General features: G+C 39.6%; 17 protein-coding genes and 1 riboswitch. Of the genes, 10 read left to right on the top strand and 7 right to left on the bottom strand.

Annotation, left to right across the window (positions count from 1 at the left end):
- The first annotated feature begins 217 nt into the window (after positions 1 to 217).
- From ACLL8Z_RS13435 to ACLL8Z_RS13410, 6 genes are all read left to right on the top strand, one after another.
- On the top strand, positions 218 to 589 hold the full coding sequence (locus tag ACLL8Z_RS13435; protein WP_411275300.1) for a methyltransferase family protein: 372 nt from the start codon (positions 218 to 220) through the stop codon (positions 587 to 589).
- 528 nt (positions 590 to 1,117) lie between these two features.
- Positions 1,118 to 2,194, top strand: coding sequence for a bifunctional diaminohydroxyphosphoribosylaminopyrimidine deaminase/5-amino-6-(5-phosphoribosylamino)uracil reductase RibD (gene ribD, locus ACLL8Z_RS13430; protein ID WP_411275299.1), 1,077 nt, complete (start codon positions 1,118 to 1,120; stop codon positions 2,192 to 2,194).
- A 194-nt stretch (positions 2,195 to 2,388) separates the two neighbouring features.
- On the top strand, positions 2,389 to 5,541 hold the full coding sequence (locus ACLL8Z_RS13425) for a SusC/RagA family TonB-linked outer membrane protein (protein WP_411275298.1): 3,153 nt from the start codon (positions 2,389 to 2,391) through the stop codon (positions 5,539 to 5,541).
- Between the two features lie 11 nt (positions 5,542 to 5,552).
- Complete coding sequence (locus tag ACLL8Z_RS13420) at positions 5,553 to 7,049, top strand: RagB/SusD family nutrient uptake outer membrane protein (RefSeq protein ID WP_411275297.1); 1,497 nt, start codon at positions 5,553 to 5,555, stop codon at positions 7,047 to 7,049.
- A gap of 267 nt (positions 7,050 to 7,316) precedes the next feature.
- Positions 7,317 to 7,496 carry a hypothetical protein gene (locus ACLL8Z_RS13415; protein ID WP_411275296.1) on the top strand — a complete coding sequence of 60 codons (180 nt, stop codon included), beginning with the start codon at positions 7,317 to 7,319 and terminating at the stop codon, positions 7,494 to 7,496.
- A 17-nt stretch (positions 7,497 to 7,513) separates the two neighbouring features.
- On the top strand, positions 7,514 to 8,380 hold the full coding sequence (locus tag ACLL8Z_RS13410) for a nucleoside phosphorylase (protein WP_411275295.1): 867 nt from the start codon (positions 7,514 to 7,516) through the stop codon (positions 8,378 to 8,380).
- Between the two features lie 7 nt (positions 8,381 to 8,387).
- Here ACLL8Z_RS13410 and ACLL8Z_RS13405 read toward each other — a convergent pair whose 3' ends face one another.
- Genes ACLL8Z_RS13405 through mqnE form a run of 3 tightly spaced genes read right to left on the bottom strand, consistent with a single transcriptional unit; the run spans position 8,388 to position 10,922 of the window.
- Positions 8,388 to 9,107 carry a menaquinone biosynthetic enzyme MqnA/MqnD family protein gene (locus tag ACLL8Z_RS13405; protein ID WP_411275294.1) on the bottom strand — a complete coding sequence of 240 codons (720 nt, stop codon included), beginning with the start codon at positions 9,105 to 9,107 and terminating at the stop codon, positions 8,388 to 8,390.
- The gene (locus ACLL8Z_RS13400) at positions 9,100 to 9,732 is read right to left on the bottom strand and encodes a histidine phosphatase family protein (RefSeq protein WP_411275293.1); all 633 of its coding nucleotides are present in this window, start codon (positions 9,730 to 9,732) and stop codon (positions 9,100 to 9,102) included. The genes ACLL8Z_RS13405 and ACLL8Z_RS13400 overlap by 8 nt, the downstream gene beginning before the upstream one ends.
- Positions 9,729 to 10,922: an aminofutalosine synthase MqnE gene (mqnE, locus tag ACLL8Z_RS13395; RefSeq protein ID WP_411275292.1), complete on the bottom strand. Its 1,194-nt coding sequence runs from the start codon at positions 10,920 to 10,922 to the stop codon at positions 9,729 to 9,731. The genes ACLL8Z_RS13400 and mqnE overlap by 4 nt, the downstream gene beginning before the upstream one ends.
- Positions 10,923 to 11,140: 218 nt before the next feature.
- Between mqnE and ACLL8Z_RS13390 the strand changes: the two genes are divergently transcribed.
- The 4 genes from ACLL8Z_RS13390 (at position 11,141) to ACLL8Z_RS13375 (ending at position 16,348) form a co-directional block, all read left to right on the top strand.
- A complete protein-coding gene (locus tag ACLL8Z_RS13390) occupies positions 11,141 to 12,265 on the top strand; it encodes a trans-sulfuration enzyme family protein (protein ID WP_411275291.1) in 1,125 nt (374 codons plus the stop codon).
- A 118-nt stretch (positions 12,266 to 12,383) separates the two neighbouring features.
- Positions 12,384 to 12,487: riboswitch (SAM riboswitch) on the top strand.
- Between the two features lie 216 nt (positions 12,488 to 12,703).
- Positions 12,704 to 14,008 (top strand): O-acetylhomoserine aminocarboxypropyltransferase/cysteine synthase family protein, encoded by a 1,305-nt coding sequence (locus ACLL8Z_RS13385; RefSeq protein WP_411275290.1) that lies wholly within the window; start codon positions 12,704 to 12,706, stop codon positions 14,006 to 14,008.
- A gap of 33 nt (positions 14,009 to 14,041) precedes the next feature.
- Positions 14,042 to 15,103 carry a homoserine O-acetyltransferase gene (gene metX / locus ACLL8Z_RS13380; protein WP_411275289.1) on the top strand — a complete coding sequence of 354 codons (1,062 nt, stop codon included), beginning with the start codon at positions 14,042 to 14,044 and terminating at the stop codon, positions 15,101 to 15,103.
- Positions 15,104 to 16,348 (top strand): homoserine dehydrogenase, encoded by a 1,245-nt coding sequence (locus ACLL8Z_RS13375; protein WP_411275288.1) that lies wholly within the window; start codon positions 15,104 to 15,106, stop codon positions 16,346 to 16,348.
- Here the strand turns inward: ACLL8Z_RS13375 and ACLL8Z_RS13370 are convergent.
- The 4 genes from ACLL8Z_RS13370 to ACLL8Z_RS13355 form a co-directional block, all read right to left on the bottom strand.
- Positions 16,338 to 17,006: a GDSL-type esterase/lipase family protein gene (locus ACLL8Z_RS13370; RefSeq protein ID WP_411275287.1), complete on the bottom strand. Its 669-nt coding sequence runs from the start codon at positions 17,004 to 17,006 to the stop codon at positions 16,338 to 16,340. The genes ACLL8Z_RS13375 and ACLL8Z_RS13370 overlap by 11 nt on opposite strands.
- Positions 17,007 to 17,038: 32 nt before the next feature.
- On the bottom strand, positions 17,039 to 18,418 hold the full coding sequence (locus tag ACLL8Z_RS13365) for a dihydrolipoamide acetyltransferase family protein (RefSeq protein ID WP_411275286.1): 1,380 nt from the start codon (positions 18,416 to 18,418) through the stop codon (positions 17,039 to 17,041).
- A 57-nt stretch (positions 18,419 to 18,475) separates the two neighbouring features.
- Positions 18,476 to 19,723 (bottom strand): competence/damage-inducible protein A, encoded by a 1,248-nt coding sequence (locus ACLL8Z_RS13360; protein ID WP_411275285.1) that lies wholly within the window; start codon positions 19,721 to 19,723, stop codon positions 18,476 to 18,478.
- A gap of 3 nt (positions 19,724 to 19,726) precedes the next feature.
- A partial coding sequence (locus tag ACLL8Z_RS13355) for a putative LPS assembly protein LptD (RefSeq protein WP_411275284.1) occupies positions 19,727 to 20,437 on the bottom strand: 711 nt, incomplete at its 5' end.

Genomic DNA, 20,437 nt, shown 5'->3' with positions numbered 1-20,437 from the left:
GGATATTTTAACGCAAAGGTCGCGAAGTACACACGAAGGGCGCGGAGGTGTGTATTCCCGTGATGATGACCACTGATCCGGGATGTTGACAACCTCTCTGTAAGGCAATTTGCACAACCTGAAAGGCAGCAATTTAAAGCCGGTGAAGGCAATTTTATTTAAAGCTAATGGTTTTTTTATCCTTGACTGCGATAAGTTAGCTTTAACAAACTGAAAAATGGTATCATTACTTTTACGTAATTTATTTTTTACAATCTTACAACCGGGAATAGTTGCAGGACTGATACCGTTTTTGATTTTGGGAGATGGCGCAAACTACATATTAACTCAACCTTTACTATTCCACCATTATTTAGGAACAACTGTTTTTGTCATTGGATTCGTAATTATGATGACTTGCATCATAAGCTTTGCAGTTAAAGGACGGCGAACACTTTCTCCTGCTGACCCGACAAAACGATTAGTTATAACTGCACTTTATAAGTTCTCTCGTAATCCAATGTATGTAGGCGTGACGATGATATTAATGGGTGAGGCTATATTTTCTCAATCAAAATATTGTGGATTTATGCACTGTTTGTTTTTGTAGCATTCAGTATTTTTATACTACTTGACTAAGAACCTCGTCTGAGAAAAAAATTTGGGGAGGAGTATAATTTGTATTGTAAAAAAGTTAGGAGATGGATATGATATTCTGTTCAAAGTATCAGGCTCAGTAATTGAAGCTATAACCGATAGAGATAAAGATTATATCGGCAACCCACAGCTGCTTAGAACGGTCTGGGTATAGATGCCCAATCATGTCAGGACATCGCCGTAATAAATGGTTTGACTGGGTTGTACGAGGCTTTCTTCTCCCCCTGACTATCAACAATCCAAGTTTCGGAGCTAATTATTAAGCTTGACGCACTGAAGATATTAACTTCCAATCCAGAGGAAATTAAGAATTTCCAGAAAAACTAGGATTCTCTGAACTAATACTATAAAAACAAATTTCCAGCGACGAGAAATCTCTTGTCCTCTAATAGGCGCCGTCCCGAAGCGAGCGAGGGACCCCCCACCCCAAAAATAATTCACAACATCCAAAAAGAACTGTAATCCTCCTTACTTTTACAGCATGTTAAATCATGAGCACTACATGCGACGCTGTATTGAACTGGCCCGCCTGGGTTTGGCGTCCGTCAGCCCTAATCCGATGGTGGGCGCAGTAATAGTGTGTGATGATGTAATAATTGGTGAGGGCTATCACATGAAGTTTGGTGAGGCTCATGCCGAGGTTAACGCAATTAAAAGTGTTTTTGATTCGTTTTCGAATGCAGAAGAGTTGTTAAAAAGATCAACAATGTATGTAAATCTTGAACCATGCACACACTTCGGTAAAACACCTCCCTGCGCCGATTTGATCATTAATAATTATATCCCCAGAGTTGTTATTGGATGCAGGGATTCATTTCCCCATGTAAATGGAAAAGGAATTGAAAAATTACGCGAGGCCGGGTTGGACGTGGTTGAGGGTGTGCTCGAAAATGAGTGTAGCTCTCTAAACAAACGCTTTACTACCAGAATAGAAAAACAGCGACCCTATATTATTCTTAAATGGGCGCAAACTAAAAACGGTTTTTTTGCCCCGAAGGATGGAAGCCAAAAATGGATTAGCTCCATGCAGGCTAAACAAATGGTTCATAGGTGGCGGAGTGAGGAAGATGCTGTTCTAATTGGGAAGAACACTGGTTTAGCAGACAATCCACGGTTAGATATTCGCAAATGGTCGGGAAAGAGGCCGATAAGAATTATTGTTGACAGGCATCTCGATCTGCCTGAAAGTCTGAACATTTTTGACCAGAGTCAAGATACTATTATTTTCAATTCAATAAAGTCCGGGCTGAACGGTAGAATCAAATATCTGACACTTGAAGATTTTGATTATCTGCTCCCTCAACTCATCTGTTATCAGTTGTATCTAATGGACGTACAATCCATAATCATCGAGGGAGGTGCAACTATGCTTAGTTTATTTATCGAAGCAGGTTTGTGGGATGAGGCGAGAGTGTTTACAGGCCCTAAAGAATGGGAAAGTGGTATTCAATCGCCTGTTTTAACGGGCAAACCTGTACAAACTACCAGCATCGGACCCGATATATTGAATATCTGGCAAAATGGTCTTATTTCTGAACCCCACCCCTTCTCCGATTGAATTATTGGATTTAAACACGGTCTTTTTTGTCTTTTATGCACTCTTTACATATTTTTCTGCAATTGAAAGAGAATTGTTTAGGCACTAACGTTTTTTTTTGCGAATTTTAGCCTTTTTATATATATAAAAAATCATTAACAATTGACATCTTTTAATTCTTATCATCAAAAAAATCACTAATCAAAACAGAAAAAATGAAAAAAAAATTACTAAGTATCTTCTTTGCCTGTGTATTGCTGGTTTGTGCCGCTTTTGCTCAAGACAAAAGAATTACTGGTAAAGTAACTGCCAGCGAAGACGGCCTACCTTTACCAGGAGTATCAGTAAAAGTTATCGGGATGCCACTCGGAACTCAAACAGATGTGAATGGAATCTATTCTTTAGCGGTTCCATCTACTGCTTCCAGTATAGAATTTTCTTTCATAGGATATTCTAATCAAACAATGGTCATTGGGACACGAACGGTGATAAACGCCACTATGAGTACAGATTCAAGGGCATTATCTGAAATTGTAGTCGTAGCCTACGGTACAGCTAAAAGAGAAGCAATAACTGGTTCGGTAGCTACTTTGAACGCTGCCGCCATTGAAAACAGAGTTGTTACAAATATTTCTAATGTTTTACAAGGGGTAGCTCCAGGGATTCAGGTTGGTGCTGCAAATGGACAGCCCGGGACTAGTTCAGCAGTTCGAATTAGAGGATTTGGTTCTATTTCCGCGTCCAATTCACCTTTGTATGTTTTAGATGGGTCTGTATACGATGGGAATATTGGAGATATTAATGCGAGTGACATTGAAAGCGTCTCCTTACTTAAAGATGCATCGTCGTCAGCTTTGTACGGAGCTCGAGGTGCTAACGGTGTTATCCTTATAAATACTAAAAAAGGGAAAATTGGAGAAACAAGAATCAATGTCAATTTGAACAGAGGTTTTTCAGAGCGAGGTATTCCTGAGTACGATCGTGTTGGAACTCTCGAATATTATCCTGCTATTTGGCAGGCAGTCAGAAATAGTTTGGTCTACCCAAGATCTGGCACACCATTAACACCAGCTGCTGCTGCAACTCGAGCTTCTAATACCACTGCTACAAGTTTGGTTTACAACCCTTTCAATGTTCCGGGTAATCAGGTTGTAGGCGTAGATGGTAAGCTTAATCCTGGTGCTTCATTACTGTATAACGATTTTGACTGGTATAAACCAATTCAACGAGTTGGAGCTCGTAATAATGCTGATTTAAGTTTTAGCGGGAATAATGGTAAATCTGACTTTTTTGTATCCCTTGGTTATCTGGATGACAAAGGATTCATAGAAAAATCTGATTTCAGCAGATTTAACGCAAGAATAAACGTGAACTCCCAAGTAAAAAGCTGGTTAAAAACGGGATTAAATTTAGCAGGAAATTTATCTGATGGCAATTTGGCACTGGATGCTTCGACTGGTAATGCAGCCAGTTTTATTAATATATTTCAATTTGCCAGAGGTATTGGGCCTATATATCCTGTTAGAGCTTATAGTACCTCAGGTAATCCGATAAATACACCTACAGGTGCCCAATTTTATGACTATGGCGTTCACCCGGGTTCGGTGAACAGACCAGGTGGCGCAAGTCCGGGTAGAAACGTTGTGTATGAAACATTGTTAAACGATGTGATTAATAAAAGAGTTGCTGTTAATGCAAGAACGTACGCTGAAATAAAGTTTTTGAAAGACTTTACTTTCAGACCCAGCGTAAATATCGACCTAAGTCAATCTAATTCCAATGAATTTAGAAATGCAATTGTTGGAGATGGCGCTGGTTTGAATGGTTCTGCAGCAAGAACTAACGCTTTGACCAGATCTTATACTTTTAATCAAGTATTATCATATAATAAGTCTTTCGGCAAACATAGTGTTAATGCATTAGCTGGTCACGAAAACTATGATCTTGAATTTACAACAAATAACTCTACTAAAGTGAATCAAATTTTAGCCGGAAATACCCAGTTTGCAAATTTTGTAACACCTCAATCTTCTGGCGGTTCGCAAGATCAATATAGAATCGAATCCTTATTTAGCAAAGCATCTTATAGTTTTGATGAAAAATACTTTGTCGATGCTTCGTTAAGACGAGACGGATCATCACGATTTTCTCCTCAATCCAGATATGGTGTTTTCTATTCATTAGGTGGCTCATGGTCAATTTCTAAAGAGAACTTTTTGAAGAAAGCTGAGTGGATCGATGATTTAAGATTAAAAGCATCTTATGGAGAAGTTGGAAACGATGCATTGGATTCTTATTATAACTATCAAGCATTCTATGATTTGGGATTCAACAATGGTGCTGAGCCTGGAATTTTACTGTCAAGCGCTGCAACACCTGATTTGAAATGGGAAACTATAAATACATTGAACATCGGTACTGCCTTTTCATTTTTTAAAGGCAGACTTACTGGAGAATTAGAAGCGTTTAACAGGGGCTCGAGAGATTTGCTATTTTCAGTTCCCCAACCTTTGTCAGATCCTATAACATCAATTAGAAAGAACATCGGAACAATGACTAACAAAGGGATTGAACTGCAATTAGGTGGAGATATATTAAGAAAGAAAAACTTCTCCTGGAATATTCTAACAAATTCCTCAGTTGTAAAGAATGAGATTACAAAATTACCTGCGGAAACTCCTCAAATTACCTCTGGAACTAAGAGATATGAGGTTGGACAAGATATTTACCAATTCTATTTACGTCAGTACGCAGGTGTCGATCCATCGGATGGTGCTGCATTATATTTTCCGACAGAAACAGCAACAACAGATTTAAGAACTGTCAACGGCCAGAAACTTACTACCAATTTTAATAATGCAAGATTTGATTATTCTGGAACTGCAATTCCTGATTTATTTGGTGCAGTTACAAATACATTTAATTACAAAAACCTACAATTATCTTTCCTGGTTAATTACCAAATTGGAGGTAAATTTTATGATGGGCAATATGCTAATTTAATGGGAGTAAACTTTGGAAGTGCACTTCATAAAGATGCGTTAAATGCCTGGACTGAAACCAATACTTCTTCGAAACATCCAAGATTAGATGTAACAAGCACTTCTTTTTTTACAGCTCAATCAACAAGATGGCTGATAGATGCTTCATATTTAACGTTTAGCAATGTGAATATGTCTTATCGCATACCAAAGAAATATTTAGATAGATTAGATATAAGTGGTGCCAGACTATTTACTTCCGGAGAAAATTTAGCCTTATTTTCTAAGAGGAAAGGTTTAAATCCAACAGAGTCATTTGCAGGAGTTAACAGCACATCATATACGCCAAGTCGTACTGTTACATTTGGTTTGAGCGTTAATTTATAATAATTTGAATTATGAGAAATAAAATAATATTGATACTGTTTGGGACATTAATCTTCTCGGTATCATCATGTAAAAAAGACTATCTCGAAACTGCCCCCACCGATCAGGTAGATTATTCGGCTGTTTTTACTACTACCGGTAATGCTAATACATCGTTGAATGGTATTTACAGATATATGTTCCAACGATACGGCGCCCAGAACCAACCAGGAGTTGGGGGAATGTTTTTGAGCTTTGACTTTATGGGCGATGATATCGGACAAACAACCGTTACCTGGTTTTCGGCTGAAGGTTCCTGGAATTCGCACAGAGCGGATAATAGCGCTATGGTGAGTTATGCTTACAGGCTTTATTATAGAATAATTGGTAATGCAAACTTTATAATTGATAATGCAGATGCTGGTACCGGAACTGATGACGATAAAAAACGTATTAAAGCTGAAGCGCTAACTCTCAGAGCATATGGTCACTATTATTTAGTGCAGATGTTCGGCAAACGGTACGATGCTGCTACTAAGCCTAATGCGCAGTTGGGTGTTCCACTTTTAATTTCTTCGACAGACACTAATAAGCCGAGAGCTACTGTAGAAGAAGTATATTCTCAAATTAACAAAGATTTGGACGCTGCGATTGCTTTAAACGTTTCTACCAGGGTTAACAAGAGCCATATCAATGTTTCAGTGGCAAAAGGACTAAGAGCGAGAGTTGCTTTAACAATGCAGGACTATCCTAATGCCATTAAATTTGCCAAAGAACTTATCGATTCCGGGTTATTTCCATTAATGAATGCTGCGGCATATCAGACGGGTTTTAATGATGCGCCATCTTTAAGTGAGGTTATGTGGGCTTCAATTCCTGCTGCAGATCAGGCTGATACATTTGGTTCTTTCTTCTCCCAGATAGCTTATAATGCCAATACTACATACATGAGAGGCAACCCAAAAAGGATTAATTCTGCGATATACAACAAGATATCTTCTACCGATGTTAGAAAGAAAATGTGGGAACCGGCTCCAACAGCAGCAAACTTCCCACTTCCAACAACAGGTTTCCAGAGAGTTGCTTTTATGAGTAGAAAATTTGCCGTTAAAGTTGTTGGACAACCAACTTTGGGGGATGTTCCGTTAATGAGGTCGTCTGAAATGTTTTTAACATTAGCTGAGGCCTATGCTAAAACTGGAAGTGACGTAAATGCAAGAAATGCCTTGTTTACTTTAGTTAAAATGAGAGATCCTAACGCTGTTATATCGACAAATAATGGACAAGCTTTAACTGAAGAAATTTTACTCGACAGAAGAGTTGAATTGTGGGGAGAGGGTTTTAGATGGTTAGATCTAAAGAGATTAAATTTACCTTTAGACAGAACACCAGCAGCATTTCCGAATTTTGAACCCTTAACAATGTCAGGTACTGTAAGTATTCCGGCTGGAGATGTTAAATGGCAGTTTTTAATACCAAGAGCTGAAATAGAAGCTAATAAAAGCTTAGTTGGACAACAAAATCCATAATTAAACTTTTATACTATTCTTAAAAAGGCTGTCTGAAAGGGCAGTCTTTTTTGTAAAATGGTTTTTCTAAACAATTTTAAGATTACCCATCATTCTGTCTTTTTCTTGCCTGGAATAATATTGAAGATTACATTTGAACTTCTATTCAAAAAGTTTAGAATAACGTAAACAGTCTTCTCTTTTAAAAAACAATTGCATTGGTACGCAGCCGATTCCTGCTATAGGTTCATTTAATAGTATATTTATTTTCGAATAAAATTTATTTTTATGCTTAAGAAAACCTTACTCTATTTTTCAATTGGATCTACCCTTTTAACAACTTTATCATACGCAAAAGATGATGTAAGTTATAGAACCCCGCCTAAGGAAATCTCCGATCTCTTACTTGCAAAACCGACACCATCTATCAGTATGGATGGGAAAGCCGAGTTTGAAATATTGCTTTAATCCCATTAGCCGAATTGATGAAAACTATATCAGAAACCGATCTCATAATTAATGAAGACGGTAGCGTTTACCATCTTAACTTGTTGCCTGAGGATATTGCAGATACAGTTATCACAGTAGGCGATCCCGACCGGGTTGGCGATGTCAGCAAGTATTTTGACCGCATTGAATTGCGCAAAGGTAAGCGTGAATTTATAACGCATACAGGATATTTAGGAGCAAGAAGGATAACTGTCATTTCAACGGGTATTGGAACGGACAATGTGGATATCGTTATGAACGAACTCGATGCGTTAGTTAACATTAATTTTGAAACCCGATTAGCCAACACCACGCTGAAAAGCCTTGATATTATACGTATTGGAACGTCAGGAGCAATTCAAAATGATATCCCGATGGATTCAATCCTGGTTTCGGAATTTGGCCTCGGCCTGGATGCCTTGATGAATTATTATGTACATGATATTTCTGGTGATGAACATCAATTACTCGATTCTCTAAAATCGCATTTTCAGCATATTAAAGGAATTTCACCCTACCTAACTGCTGCTGATAATACCCTTTTGGATGTCGTTGGAAAAAATATGCAACGAGGCATTACACTCACAGCTCCGGGATTTTACGCGCCGCAGGGACGTGAAGTCAGGGCGAAAAAGGCTGTTCCTAATCTGGTTGAACTCTTTGGTTCATTCAAATCAGGAAATTACAGGATAACTAACCTTGAGATGGAAACTGCGGGAATTTATGCCTTAGCTAAAGCTTTAGGGCACAAAGCATTATCTGTAAATGCCATACTAGCCAGTCGAACAACGTTCCAATTTTCAGCTAATCCCGCCAAAACTGTTGATAATGCTATACAAGTTGTACTAAGCAGGTTGAATTAGTATGCGCTTAAAGTTCTTTTATAAGTTGATGAAACAGCTGCAATGCCTCAAGCTTTTTCGCGTCGAGCGTATAGTCTATTTTGTTGATTAAATAATCGCTGAAATCAAAATTCGCTTTCGACGCAATATTTTCAATAATCTCCTTGCGATGATCTAAGCCATATTTCAGCGCTGAATTAAACTCTAAAAGAAAACTGTCCGGAATTTCTTTATTGGCTGCCCAAATAGCGAATACAAAAGGTAAACCATTAAATTTCTGCCATTCCTCCGCCAGATCATATCTGTAGGAGTACAAACTCTTTTTTCCAAACGTGCGATCCCCGATCTGAACAAATGCATCTGCGGATTTATCAGCAACTACTTCAGGCCTTAAGTTCCAATAGTTCTTTAACAAGATCCGGGCAAGGTTATTTGAGGTTCGCGACTGTTCGTCCAGCCTGATTGTGCGTATTTCTTCTATCGGTATATCACTAAAAATGAAAACCGAATCAACCGGACCGTTGGCGCCAATGCAGTAGTTTGAAACGATTTTATAATCAGGAAGTTCTAACAATGCAGCTACAGGTACTAATCCTATATCTACTTGATTGTTAATTAGTTTATATGCGCAATCTGAAGGAATATCTAATGATAGATCAATCTGATCTAAAATCCGGGAATGCATTAATCCATACACAAAGGGTTTACTATTTGTGTAGGAAACCGCAGATACCTTTATTTTATTCAAAACTAATCGGGAGAAAGGTTAAGTGATCGGTGTCATTAAAAGAAACGATATGGAATTCCGACCCATTATATTCAACTTTGTAAAGAGTGGTGTTGGCATGGGGAAACGAATCCATCTGCGTCAAGGGTTTGTTTGTTAACAAACAAAGGAATAATCGCAAGGCGCGACCATGCATGCAAATCAAAATATTTTGGTCGTTATTATCTTCAATTAGTTTTTCAAGTACCGCTAACTGACGTTCTTTGACCTCCAAAGGGCTTTCTCCGCGCTCGAATTTTTGATTCAATTCGCCAGAATTCCATTTAGCAAGGATGTTAATGAACTCGTTTTTTATAAAATCGTTACTTTCTAAACCCTCATAGATTCCCCAACCTAGCTCGTCGAGGCCCGGGAACTGGATCCAGGGAATATCTTTATCAATAAATTTTTTAATTGTTTGATGCGTTCGCTTTAGCGTCGAAGTATAAATTTTATCAAAGGGGATGTCTCTGTAAATCCGATAAAAAGCCTCTGCCTGATCCCACCCTCTACCGTTGAGATCGGTGTCCATGCCACGACCTTGTACTACTCCTCTTTTGTTGAGGTCCGTTTCTCCGTGTCGGATAATGTATAATGTTTTCTTCAATTCAGAACAGGCAATTTATAAAACTTAGGTTTTTCCTCTTCGGGGAATTTATAATTCTGGTAATCAGTAATTACGTTGTATAGGGTATCACGTTCAAGGGGGTGCCTTCCCACATCCTTTATTAAGTCGACTAATTCCCTGGTGGACATAGCAGGATGTTGTTCTTCCGCTCCAGCCATTGAATATATTTTTGTTGTATCGTCTAAAGTACCATCGATATCATCAACACCGAAATTCAGCGACAATTGCGCAGTACTCCTGCTGATCATTGCCCAATAAGCTTTTATATGATCGAAGTTATCCAGGTAAATACGTGAAACGGCATAATTTCTTAGATCTTCTATTACCGAAACCTCCGGTACATGCGACATTTGATTATCCTGATTCCGAAACTTTAATGGAATAAACGTCTGGAAACCACCTGTCTTGTCCTGCAGGGTCCTAAGTCGTTCCATATGGTCGACCCGGTGCCAATATTGTTCAATGTGCCCATATAGCATCGTTGCGTTAGACTTCATGCCTAATTTATGCCATTCTTCGTGTATTTCAAGCCATTGATCGCCGGTACATTTATCTTTCGCAATCTGAACTCGTATTTCGGGATGAAATATTTCTGCCCCGCCGCCAGGGATAGAGTCGAGACCTGAATCTTTCATTAGTTTCATGCCCGTGGCATAATCTAACTTTGCCTTTTTAAAAATATAATGATATTCTACAGGGGTTAAAGCCTTTATATGTAATTCAGGCCGATGTCTTTGAATAGCTTTGAATAATTCGGAATAGAATGTCACATCATATTGAGGAAGAACACCACCTACAATATGAACTTCAGTTACTGGCTGATCATCATATCTTTTTACAATATCCAGCATATCCTGCATGGTGTACTCCCAGCCCTCGGAACGTTCTTTAATAAGTACAGAATAGGAACAAAACTTGCAGTCGTACACGCAAAGATTTGTAGGCTCGATATGGAAATTACGATTAAAATAAGTCTTAGCTCCATGTCGCTTTTCCCGGATGAAATTCGCTAAAACACCCAGAAATCCCAGATCAGCTTTCTCAAATAACAAAACACCATCGTCAAAAGAAATACGCTCTCCAGATTTTACTTTTTCGGCAACAGACCTAAGATCCGCAGGTAGATTTTTATCAGATAAAAGAATATTAAAACTTAATTCAGAGTTCATTCAGAGTTCTTTGCACAAAAATACGATATGTGTGCTTATCCAGTATCATTTCCTTGTAAAAGCATGTAATAATATGCCTTGAATAGTTCAACAGATATTGATTTGAATGGAGAGAGAGGAAAGTTGAAAGTGGAATTGTAAATTGAGCCCCTGTTAGAATAGAATCTTGCCTGCTTATCAGGATAGTAAATGGCCTGATTTACCTAAATAAATCCATAATGAAGATTGAAACTATAGCCATACACGCAGGCAACAAAATTGACGAACATTCCAAAGCTGTTATCCAGTCTATCGCTTTATCGACCACATTTCAACGAGCAGACGATGGTAGCTATCCGCAAGGGTATGTCTATTCGAGAATGGACAACCCAAATAGAAGATCTCTGGAAAACGTCATAGCAAAGCTGGAAGGTGGACAAGATGCATGCGCGTTCTCATCAGGAAATGCTGCAGCCGGAGCCCTCTTTCAATCACTAGGTCCGGGTGCACATATTATTGCCCCGGACGACATGTACCATGGTCTACGTAACCAAATTCTTCAGGTATTCGACGGCATTTTGGAAGTCGACTTTGTGGATATGACTGATTTGCAAGCAGTCAGGGAGGTCATACGACCAATAACGCGACTGATTTGGATTGAGACACCTTCTAACCCTCTCTTGAAAATCTGCGATCTTAGAGCTCTTGTAAAACTAGCTCAGGATAATAATATCAAGGTTGCATGTGATAATACATTCAGCACACCTATTTTTCAGCAACCACTGTCTTTGGGTTGTGATTTTGTAATGCATTCAACTACTAAATACCTCAGCGGCCATAGCGACGTTCTGGGCGGTGTGTTGGTAACATCAATAAAAGACTCTGCCTGGGAAAAGATCAGGGCCATACAGGTACTTGGGGGGGCAGTCCCATCCCCTTTCGATTGTTATATGACCGTGAGAGGAATAAAAACCTTGCCTTACAGGATGCGGGGGCATTACCAGAATGCCATCCTGCTTGCGGACTTCCTGGATAAAAGCCCATACGTTGATAAGGTTTTCTACCCCGGCCTGGAGGCTCATCCGGGTCATGAAATTGCTAAGCAACAAATGAGTTCATTCGGTGGCATGCTTTCCTTTTTAGTTAAAGGCGGCGCCAACGAGGCGATAAAGGTCCTTAAAAATCTAAATATATTTACTCAGGCAACCAGTTTAGGAGGTGTTGAAAGCCTTGTTGAACATCGTGCTTCAGTTGAAGGACCAGCAACCCAAACTCCACAAAATTTAATCCGGGTGTCAGTTGGAATCGAAAATATCACAGATCTAATAGAGGATCTTGAAAATGCCTTTAAGTCAATTGACTGATATTCAGGAAGGTAAGAAAAACTAAAAATTTAATTTGGTTTCAATATAACTTAACACATATATTTGAAATAATATTTGGTAGAAATACCAATCTGTCTTCAATAAGCTCTGGTTTATTGATTTATACAGAAGTGGCGAGAGATCAGGCTCTTTGACCCACTGACAACCCCCCGATCATTCGGGGAAGGTGCCAATTCCTGTCCCGAAGGGGAAATATAAATTTATAATGATGAAAAGAGAAAGCATTACAGTTCCTGTATTTTCCAAACCAGAAGAAACTAATTTCAAGTCGAATCAGCAATATCCTATTGGGTTTAATTGTTGCTCACGAATGCAATAGACCTGTTGTCTTAAAGATCCTTTAAGGTAACAACCTTTCCGATCCAATATGCACCAGGTCACGGATATTCTTATGAACAATTCAAAAAAAAATAAGCTATGTCAACACAAAATTTAAAATTCGAAACGTTACAATTACATGCTGGACAGGAAGTTGATCCCACAACTGGGTCTCGTGCAGTCCCTATTTATCAAACGACTTCTTTTGTATTCAATAATTCAGAGCATGGGGCGAACCTCTTTGCGTTGAAGGAGTTCGGGAATATTTACACCCGGATAATGAATCCTACAACTGATGTTTTTGAAAAGCGTGTGGCGGCATTGGAAGGTGGCGTTGCAGCCCTGGCAGTAGCCTCCGGACAAGCGGCACAATTTTTAGCACTAACAAACATTTTACAATTAGGGGATAATTTTGTTACTTCTTCGTTTCTTTATGGCGGATCATACAATCAATTTAAAGTGTCGTTCAAAAGGCTGGGAATTGATGCGCGTTTTGCGAACGGAGATGATCCAGCAAGTATTGAGGCTCTTATAGATGATAAAACAAAAGCAATTTATCTTGAAACAATTGGAAATCCAAGCTTCAGCGTTCCCGATTTTGAGAAAATCTCTGCAATAGCAAAAAGTCACGACCTTCCATTAATTGTTGACAATACATTTGGTGCAGCAGGTTACCTTTTCCGTCCTCTTGAACATGGTGCAAATATAGTTGTAGAATCTGCTACTAAATGGATTGGCGGTCACGGAACCACTATAGGGGGAGTAATTGTTGATGGTGGAAATTACAATTGGGGTAATGGAAAATTCCCTCAATTTTCTGAACCTTCTGAGGGTTACCACGGACTTATTTTCAGCGACGTATTCGGAATTGGAGGACCTTTTGGAAATATCCAGTTCATTATCCGTGCGCGTGTAGAAGGTTTGCGTGATTTTGGCCCTTCACAATCACCATTTAACTCCTTTTTGTTGATACAAGGATTAGAAACCTTATCTCTACGCGTACAACGCCATGTTGAAAATGCACTGGATTTGGCTAAGTGGCTTGAAGCTCACCCCCAGGTAGAAAAAGTTGAATACCCGGGATTGACCAGTAGCCCTAGTCACGAAAGGGCGAAGAAATATCTTAAGAATGGGTTCGGTGCAGTCCTTTCATTTGAAGTTAAGGGCGGAAAAGAAGCAGCCACGAAATTTGTGGATAATCTTAAGCTGATTAGTCACCTGGCGAATGTTGGAGATACAAAAACCTTAATTATCCAGCCATCAGCAACAACACATCAGCAACTTTCTGATCAAGAGCAGGCCGCTGCCGGTGTAAAAGCATCGTCACTACGTATTTCAGTGGGAATAGAACATATTGATGATATAAAGTCTGATCTGGCGCAAGCATTTGCTGCCATAAAGTAGGTAGAACTACGAAACAAGCGAGTCTAAAATTACATGAACCCTGAATATTTATATAGACATAAAAAAGTCTTCAAGCTTGAAAGCGGTAAAAAAATAAATAACCTGCAGATTGCTTATCATACTTTTGGAGCTCTGAACGCTAAGAAAGATAACGTTATTTGGGCATGCCACGCCCTTACAGCCAATTCTCATGTTTTTGACTGGTGGAAAGGGCTTTTTGGGGATAATTGCTTGTTCAATCCGAAAGAACACTTTATAATATGCGCAAATGTTTTGGGATCTCATTACGGGACGACCAGCCCAACTCATATTAATGAAATAACTGGCCTTCCCTATTATCTTTCATTCCCGGAATTTACTGTAAGGGATATCTCCGCCGCCCATCAGATACTGGCCGACCATCTTGGTTTACCTGAAATCGGACTGTTGATCGGAGGCTCTCTTGGTGGCCAACAAGCAATGGAATGGGCGATTCTTGAGCCTAAACGCATAAAAAAGTTAGTGCTCATAGCTACCAATGCACAACATTCGGCTTGGGGTGTAGCTTTTAATGAGAGCCAGAGACTGGCAATCACAACGGACAGAACTTTTTATTCTCAATCTCTGAATGGTGGAAATAAAGGATTAAAAGTTGCCCGAAGCATAGCCTTACTCTCCTATAGAAGCTATGATACCTACGGTGCAACACAACTTGAAGTCGGAAATGAAAAGACCAGGGATTTCAAAGCTTCGTCCTATCAAAATTATCAGGGAGAGAAATTGGTTAATCGCTTCAATGCTTATAGTTACTGGTATCTTACAAAGGCAATGGACAGCCATAATGTCGGTCGCGGAAGGGTGTCAATTGTTAATGCATTGCGGCAGATTCAAGCTAAGACGCTTGTTATAGGCATTGTCAATGATGTCTTGTTTCCCATGGCTGAGCAGCAGTTTCTTGCCCAGAGTATCCCGGAAGCTAATTTTGTCGAATTAAATTCCTTTTACGGACACGATGGCTTCCTTATAGAAACCGAAATGCTTACAAAAGAGATCGGAACATTTATAAACATTGCTGAAACTGAAAATCAAGTGATCAGCTTACATAAAATTGCATAGATGAGTAAAAGACTAACGATTGGCTTATTTGGGTTTGGCGTTGTAGGACAAGGCTTGCATGATATCATTAGCACCAAGGATCTGAATATTGAAATCAGAAAAATTGTGATAAAGGATCCCTCAAAATCAAGAAGTCTTCCTGAGAATTTATTCTCTACAGATGCTTCAGAAATCTTAAACAATTCCGAAATCAATACAGTAGTTGAGTTAATCAACGATGCAGATGCTGCTTTCAGAATTACATCTTCTGCATTGAAAAGTGGTAAAAATGTTGTTTCGGCAAATAAAAAGATGATCGCTGAACATCTTGAAGAACTTGTGGCCATCCAGCAAGAATATGGAACTTCCCTGTTATATGAAGGTGCCGTTTGCGGCAGTATTCCAATAATTAGAAATTTGGAAGAATATTACGACAATGAGCTGTTACATTCAATCAGTGGAATATTTAACGGATCGTCAAATTTTATTCTGTCTAAAATAGCAAATGAAGGTCTTGAATATAACGACGCACTAAAACAAGCTCAGGATCTTGGCTTCGCTGAAACCGATCCTTTACTGGACGTAGGAGGTTATGATGCAAAATTTAAACTTTTAATCGCTGCCGCTCATGCTTATGGAGCCTTTGTGAAACCAGACGACATACTAAACGTTGGAATTCAGAACTTTTCCATTGCCGATCTGCACTTCGCGAGGGAGCATAATCTCAAAATTAAGCTTGTTCCAACAGCGAAAAAACTGAATGATCAAGAGATTGCATTATATGTAACTCCGCGTCTGGTTCCAAAAAGCGATTTTTTATACAACGTGGAAAATGAATATAATGCGGTATCGGTTAAAGCCGCATTTGCCGATCAGCAGTTGTTTTATGGTAAAGGTGCAGGCGGTTATCCCACCGGATCGGCTGTACTTTCTGATATTGCAGCCCTGCGTTATGATTATCGCTATGAATACAAAAAATATCACAGTGACTCAGAGCTGAAACTGCAAAACGATTATGTGCTACCTGTTTATATCAGGTATAAAAGCGACGAACTAATCGAAAAGCTCAATTTCGATTTTATCGCTGAGCAGCATAAAAGCATTGAATCAAAATATATACTGGGCGGAATAAAAATTTCTGAGTTAATCGCTAAGAAAGGAATCATTGAGAATGACGGTGCCTTTATTGCTCAGGCAGCCGCCCTCAGCGGAAAGTTTGAAGACGTTAACCGGTTAAAATTTGAAACAGCTGAGACTACTTTTTAAGGTGTGGCTTAATTGCTTTTTGCCATATCGCGTAGCCAGCTTCGTTTATATGTAGTTTGTCTGCTTTGAAAATATCCGGCATGGGCGTTCCGTCGGCAAGCAACATTTTTGAATACACATCCACGTAACCGGTTTTGCGATTATCATTCAGATAATGTTTAATCATCGCATTAGCCTTTACCATCTCAGGCAAATATTTCAAGCGACTGGGGCTAGGCTTTATTGAAACAAACAAGATGTGAGCCTTTGGCAGGTCTTTTCGTATGATCTCAAATAAGGTTGTAAACCGATTAAATACAATTTCTGCATTCACACCGTCTGCCGTAAAATCGTTCTCACCACAATAAACTACTACCTGCCTGGGTTTGTATGGGATAATAATGTCTGAAGCATATCTGATCGCATCAGGCAAACTGGATCCTCCAAAGCCGCGGTTGATAATCGAGTACCCAGGAAAGTACTCCTGAACATTTGTCCACATTCTGAAGGATGAACTGCCGACGAATAGAATTGCATTATTGGGCGGACGATTAACAATATCCTGTTTTTTAAAGGCTTCAATTTCACTGAAGAAAGGCGGTGTATCCTGAGCCAAACCTGTAAAGCTCAAACATTGAAGACACAAAAAACAGACGAAAAATCTTTGGATGTATTTCATTCAATATCCTATAAACCAATTTTCATTCAAAATTAAATTACCCGGTTAATATCCCATGCTTCCAAATAGTCTGCAACCTTCCTCACAAAAGACCCTCCTAAAGCACCATCCACGACCCTGTGATCGTAAGAAAGGGAAAGGAACATCATGTGTCTGATGGCAATTACATCACCGTATTCGGTTTCTATAACAGCCGGCTTTTTCTTGATTGCCCCTACAGCCATAATTGCCGCCTGCGGCTGGTTTATTATTGGGGTTCCCATGACGTTTCCAAACGTTCCTACATTAGTTAATGTAAAAGTTCCACCGGATGTGTCATCTGGTTTTAATTGGGATTTCCGGGCACGATTGGCGAGATCATTCACTGCTTTCGTCAAGCCAACCAGATTTAACTGATCCGCATTTTTAATAACAGGTACAATCAAATTGCCGGAAGGGAGCGCTGCAGCCATTCCAATATTTATGTCGCGTTTTTTTATAATCTGCGTTCCACGAACTGAAACATTAATCATTGGAAGATCTTTGATCGCCTTGGCAACCGCTTCCATGAAAATTGGTGTAAAAGTTATCTTTTCGCCTTCTCTCTTTTCAAACTCACCCTTCACCCTGTCTCTCCACTGAACGATATTTGTTACGTCAGCTTCAACAAAAGATGTTACGTGCGGCGAAGTTTGTTTACTCATTACCATATGCTCTGCAATGAGCTTCCGCATACGGTCCATTTCAATTATCTCGTCGCCTGCAGATAAAGAGACAGCGGGTTGAACCTTGGTTTCCGGAACTGCACGCTGCATCTCAGGCTCTGGCTGATCTCGTCCTGAATCTGGAAGATTATGTGCCACTGAGTCTGGCTCAGAATCTTTTGAACTTTTCTGTTTAATATAATCCAGAACATCTTGTTTAGTAACCCGACCTTCAGAACCAGTTCCTTTTATTAAATCCAACTCTGACATTTGAATACCCTCTTCGGCAGCCATGCTTTTTACCAATGGAGAGTAGAACCTGCTGGCATTAGTTGCATTCTGATTGGCTAACTGGCCAACTTGATCTGTATCATTTTGTTGGCCTTCAATTACTTGTTCGGATCTGCTTATTTGTGATGTTTGCTCGATCCTGGTATCGCTTTGTGCACCTACCGGCTCCTTAATTATTTCTAAAACGTCGTTACCACCCCCGGTTTCAATTATCGCAATTGGAGCCCCTACCTGCACCACGTCATCTACTCCGAATAGTTTTTCTATAAGCTTGCCGGCTACCGGTGAAGGTACATCTGAATCGACTTTATCAGTGGCTATTTCCAGAACAGACTCATCTATGTCTATCAAATCGCCGGGTTGCTTCATCCACTTGATGATAGTAGCTTCTGCTACACTTTCACCCATTTTAGGAAGCACTAATTCGTATCGGGCCATATTGGGTTTTGAATTTATTTGTCTGATTACAAAACTAAGCTTTTTCGGCCATGTTCATTACGCTTGTTCTTCTTTCAGCAATTTATGGAGTAGAACAAGAGCATTGATCGCAGATCTTTCGATATTCTGAGCTCGTTTGTTCCCGAACTGAAATCTTCTGGAAATAGTATTCCTTTTACCAGCAATTGCTACCCAGACCGTTCCCACAGGTTTGTCGTCCGTTCCGCCTTCAGGCCCGGCTATACCACTTATAGAGATAGCATAATCTGACTTAAAGTTCGTTTTGGCACCATTTGCCATTTCCACAACAGTTTCTTCGCTCACTGCACCGAACTCATGAAGTGTTTCTTCAGATACAGATAGCATTATACTTTTCAGATTGTTGGAATAGGAAACCGCTCCGCCCAGGAAAACCTTGCTGCTGCCAGCATGCTGTGTCAGAAGATGGGAAATATACCCTCCTGTGCAGCTTTCCGCAGTAGATAAAGTGAGCCCCTGGGATCCCATAAGATCCAAAATTGCTTTTTCAAGAGGTATATCAGCTTCAATTATTACAAATTCACTGATCAGTTCGATAATTTTGGACGCGTAGACTGAAATTTCATCTCGTAATGTGTTGGCGTCGGACCCTCGCCCACTCAGCCGCAGCCTCACTATTCCCAGTTTCGGAAGATATGCAAGCCCTATGTGCGAAGGCAGAGAATCTTCTATTATGGAGATCCGGTCTGCGAGCTGGGACTCTCCTACACCGGCGGTCAAAATTGTATGATGAACTATTGATGGCAATTTAAAAGACTCCTTGATCCTGGGTATTACCAGTTCTTCCATCAGGTACATCATCTCAAAAGGTACACCAGGCATAGAAACATAAATCTTATTGCCACTTTCAATCCACATTCCGGGTGCAGTGCCATTCAAATTTAATAATGTTGTGCAGTTCTCAAGAACTTCAGCCTGCCGGAGGTTAGTTTCGAGCATAGGAGATTTGTACTTGGAAAAAATGTTTTTCACATTTTCAAGTGCATCATTATCTGTTCGTAATCCCACATTGAAGTATTCTGCAAGTGTTCTTTTAGTTATATCATCTTTTGTTGGTCCCAGGCCACCGGTGATAAGAATAATATCGACACGCCCGGCTGCCTCCTTCAAAGCATTCAATATATGCTGCTTCTCATCAGACACCGAGGTGATCTGTTTGACTTTTATTCCAGCCAGATTTAGCTTTTGAGCCATCCAGGCGGAATTTGTGTCTACGATTTGACCAATGAGGATCTCGTCACCAATTGTAATTAATTCGGCTAGCATAAATTAAAAATTATTATAAAAATCGCGACGTTTACTTAGTTTAAGATCCTGAAGAATAGACGCTTTTACACGGAGATCTACACTATAAAACTTATAAGTTCCAATAGGCGACCATCTGAAAGAAAGGTCCCAGCAATGAAGATCTCTATATATTGAAAAAGAGGTAAGACTCAGGTCTTTACGCTGGAAATCGTATCCCGATGTATACTGAACTTTCCATTTGGGTGTAACATTAAAGTCTCCAAAAAAGTTAAGCGTATTCGTGATAACTGACTTTAAACCATTTTTAGAATAATTGAAACTATAGGAAGCGCTTATATTCCAGGGCACCTTAAAGTCGACAAAGGCATTGGGATCCCTGCTAATTGCATTTAACTCATCACGTTGTTGAAGCGATAGATTTTGCTTTCCGGCCTCGATTTTATTAATAGCCTCGTTTCGCTTTTTCAGCGCAGTAGAATTTAGGCTAAAGTCGGTGTTCAGACCAAAACTTGTTAGCCTGGCAAGAGATCCATCATTAATAGTAAACTTATCAAGCCTGTTACCGTCACCGTCAAGTCGATAAGGATCAAGGGTGCCATAAAAGTTAATACCCATTTTTTCTTTAAACAGAGCAGTACGTCCGGAAAATCCAATGGTCGATAATTTGAATGATTCAGCAGCAAAGTTATATGCACCCGAAAAATTGAGGCTTTGAAGAATAGGAATATTTAT

Origin of the sequence: Daejeonella sp. (assembly GCF_046590655.1) — a bacterium.
Taxonomy (GTDB): Bacteria; Bacteroidota; Bacteroidia; order Sphingobacteriales; family Sphingobacteriaceae; genus Daejeonella.
The sequence above is the reverse complement of the archived record's forward strand: the minus strand, read 5'-3'. Positions and strand labels throughout refer to the sequence as shown.

Excerpts from the sequence above, each read along its gene's own strand:
- ACLL8Z_RS13435 (WP_411275300.1), top strand. The coding sequence starts at position 218 with ATGGTATCATTACTTTTACGTAATTTATTTTTTACAATCTTACAACCG.
- ACLL8Z_RS13410 (WP_411275295.1), top strand. The coding sequence starts at position 7,514 with ATGAAAACTATATCAGAAACCGATCTCATAATTAATGAAGACGGTAGC.
- metX (WP_411275289.1), top strand. The coding sequence starts at position 14,042 with ATGAACCCTGAATATTTATATAGACATAAAAAAGTCTTCAAGCTTGAA.
- ACLL8Z_RS13365 (WP_411275286.1), bottom strand. The coding sequence starts at position 18,418 with ATGGCCCGATACGAATTAGTGCTTCCTAAAATGGGTGAAAGTGTAGCA.
- mqnE (WP_411275292.1), bottom strand. The coding sequence starts at position 10,922 with ATGAACTCTGAATTAAGTTTTAATATTCTTTTATCTGATAAAAATCTA.
- ACLL8Z_RS13425 (WP_411275298.1), top strand. The coding sequence starts at position 2,389 with ATGAAAAAAAAATTACTAAGTATCTTCTTTGCCTGTGTATTGCTGGTT.
- ACLL8Z_RS13370 (WP_411275287.1), bottom strand. The coding sequence starts at position 17,006 with ATGAAATACATCCAAAGATTTTTCGTCTGTTTTTTGTGTCTTCAATGT.
- ACLL8Z_RS13360 (WP_411275285.1), bottom strand. The coding sequence starts at position 19,723 with ATGCTAGCCGAATTAATTACAATTGGTGACGAGATCCTCATTGGTCAA.
- ACLL8Z_RS13375 (WP_411275288.1), top strand. The coding sequence starts at position 15,104 with ATGAGTAAAAGACTAACGATTGGCTTATTTGGGTTTGGCGTTGTAGGA.
- ACLL8Z_RS13390 (WP_411275291.1), top strand. The coding sequence starts at position 11,141 with ATGAAGATTGAAACTATAGCCATACACGCAGGCAACAAAATTGACGAA.
- ribD (WP_411275299.1), top strand. The coding sequence starts at position 1,118 with ATGTTAAATCATGAGCACTACATGCGACGCTGTATTGAACTGGCCCGC.
- ACLL8Z_RS13385 (WP_411275290.1), top strand. The coding sequence starts at position 12,704 with ATGTCAACACAAAATTTAAAATTCGAAACGTTACAATTACATGCTGGA.
- ACLL8Z_RS13420 (WP_411275297.1), top strand. The coding sequence starts at position 5,553 with ATGAGAAATAAAATAATATTGATACTGTTTGGGACATTAATCTTCTCG.
- ACLL8Z_RS13415 (WP_411275296.1), top strand. The coding sequence starts at position 7,317 with ATGCTTAAGAAAACCTTACTCTATTTTTCAATTGGATCTACCCTTTTA.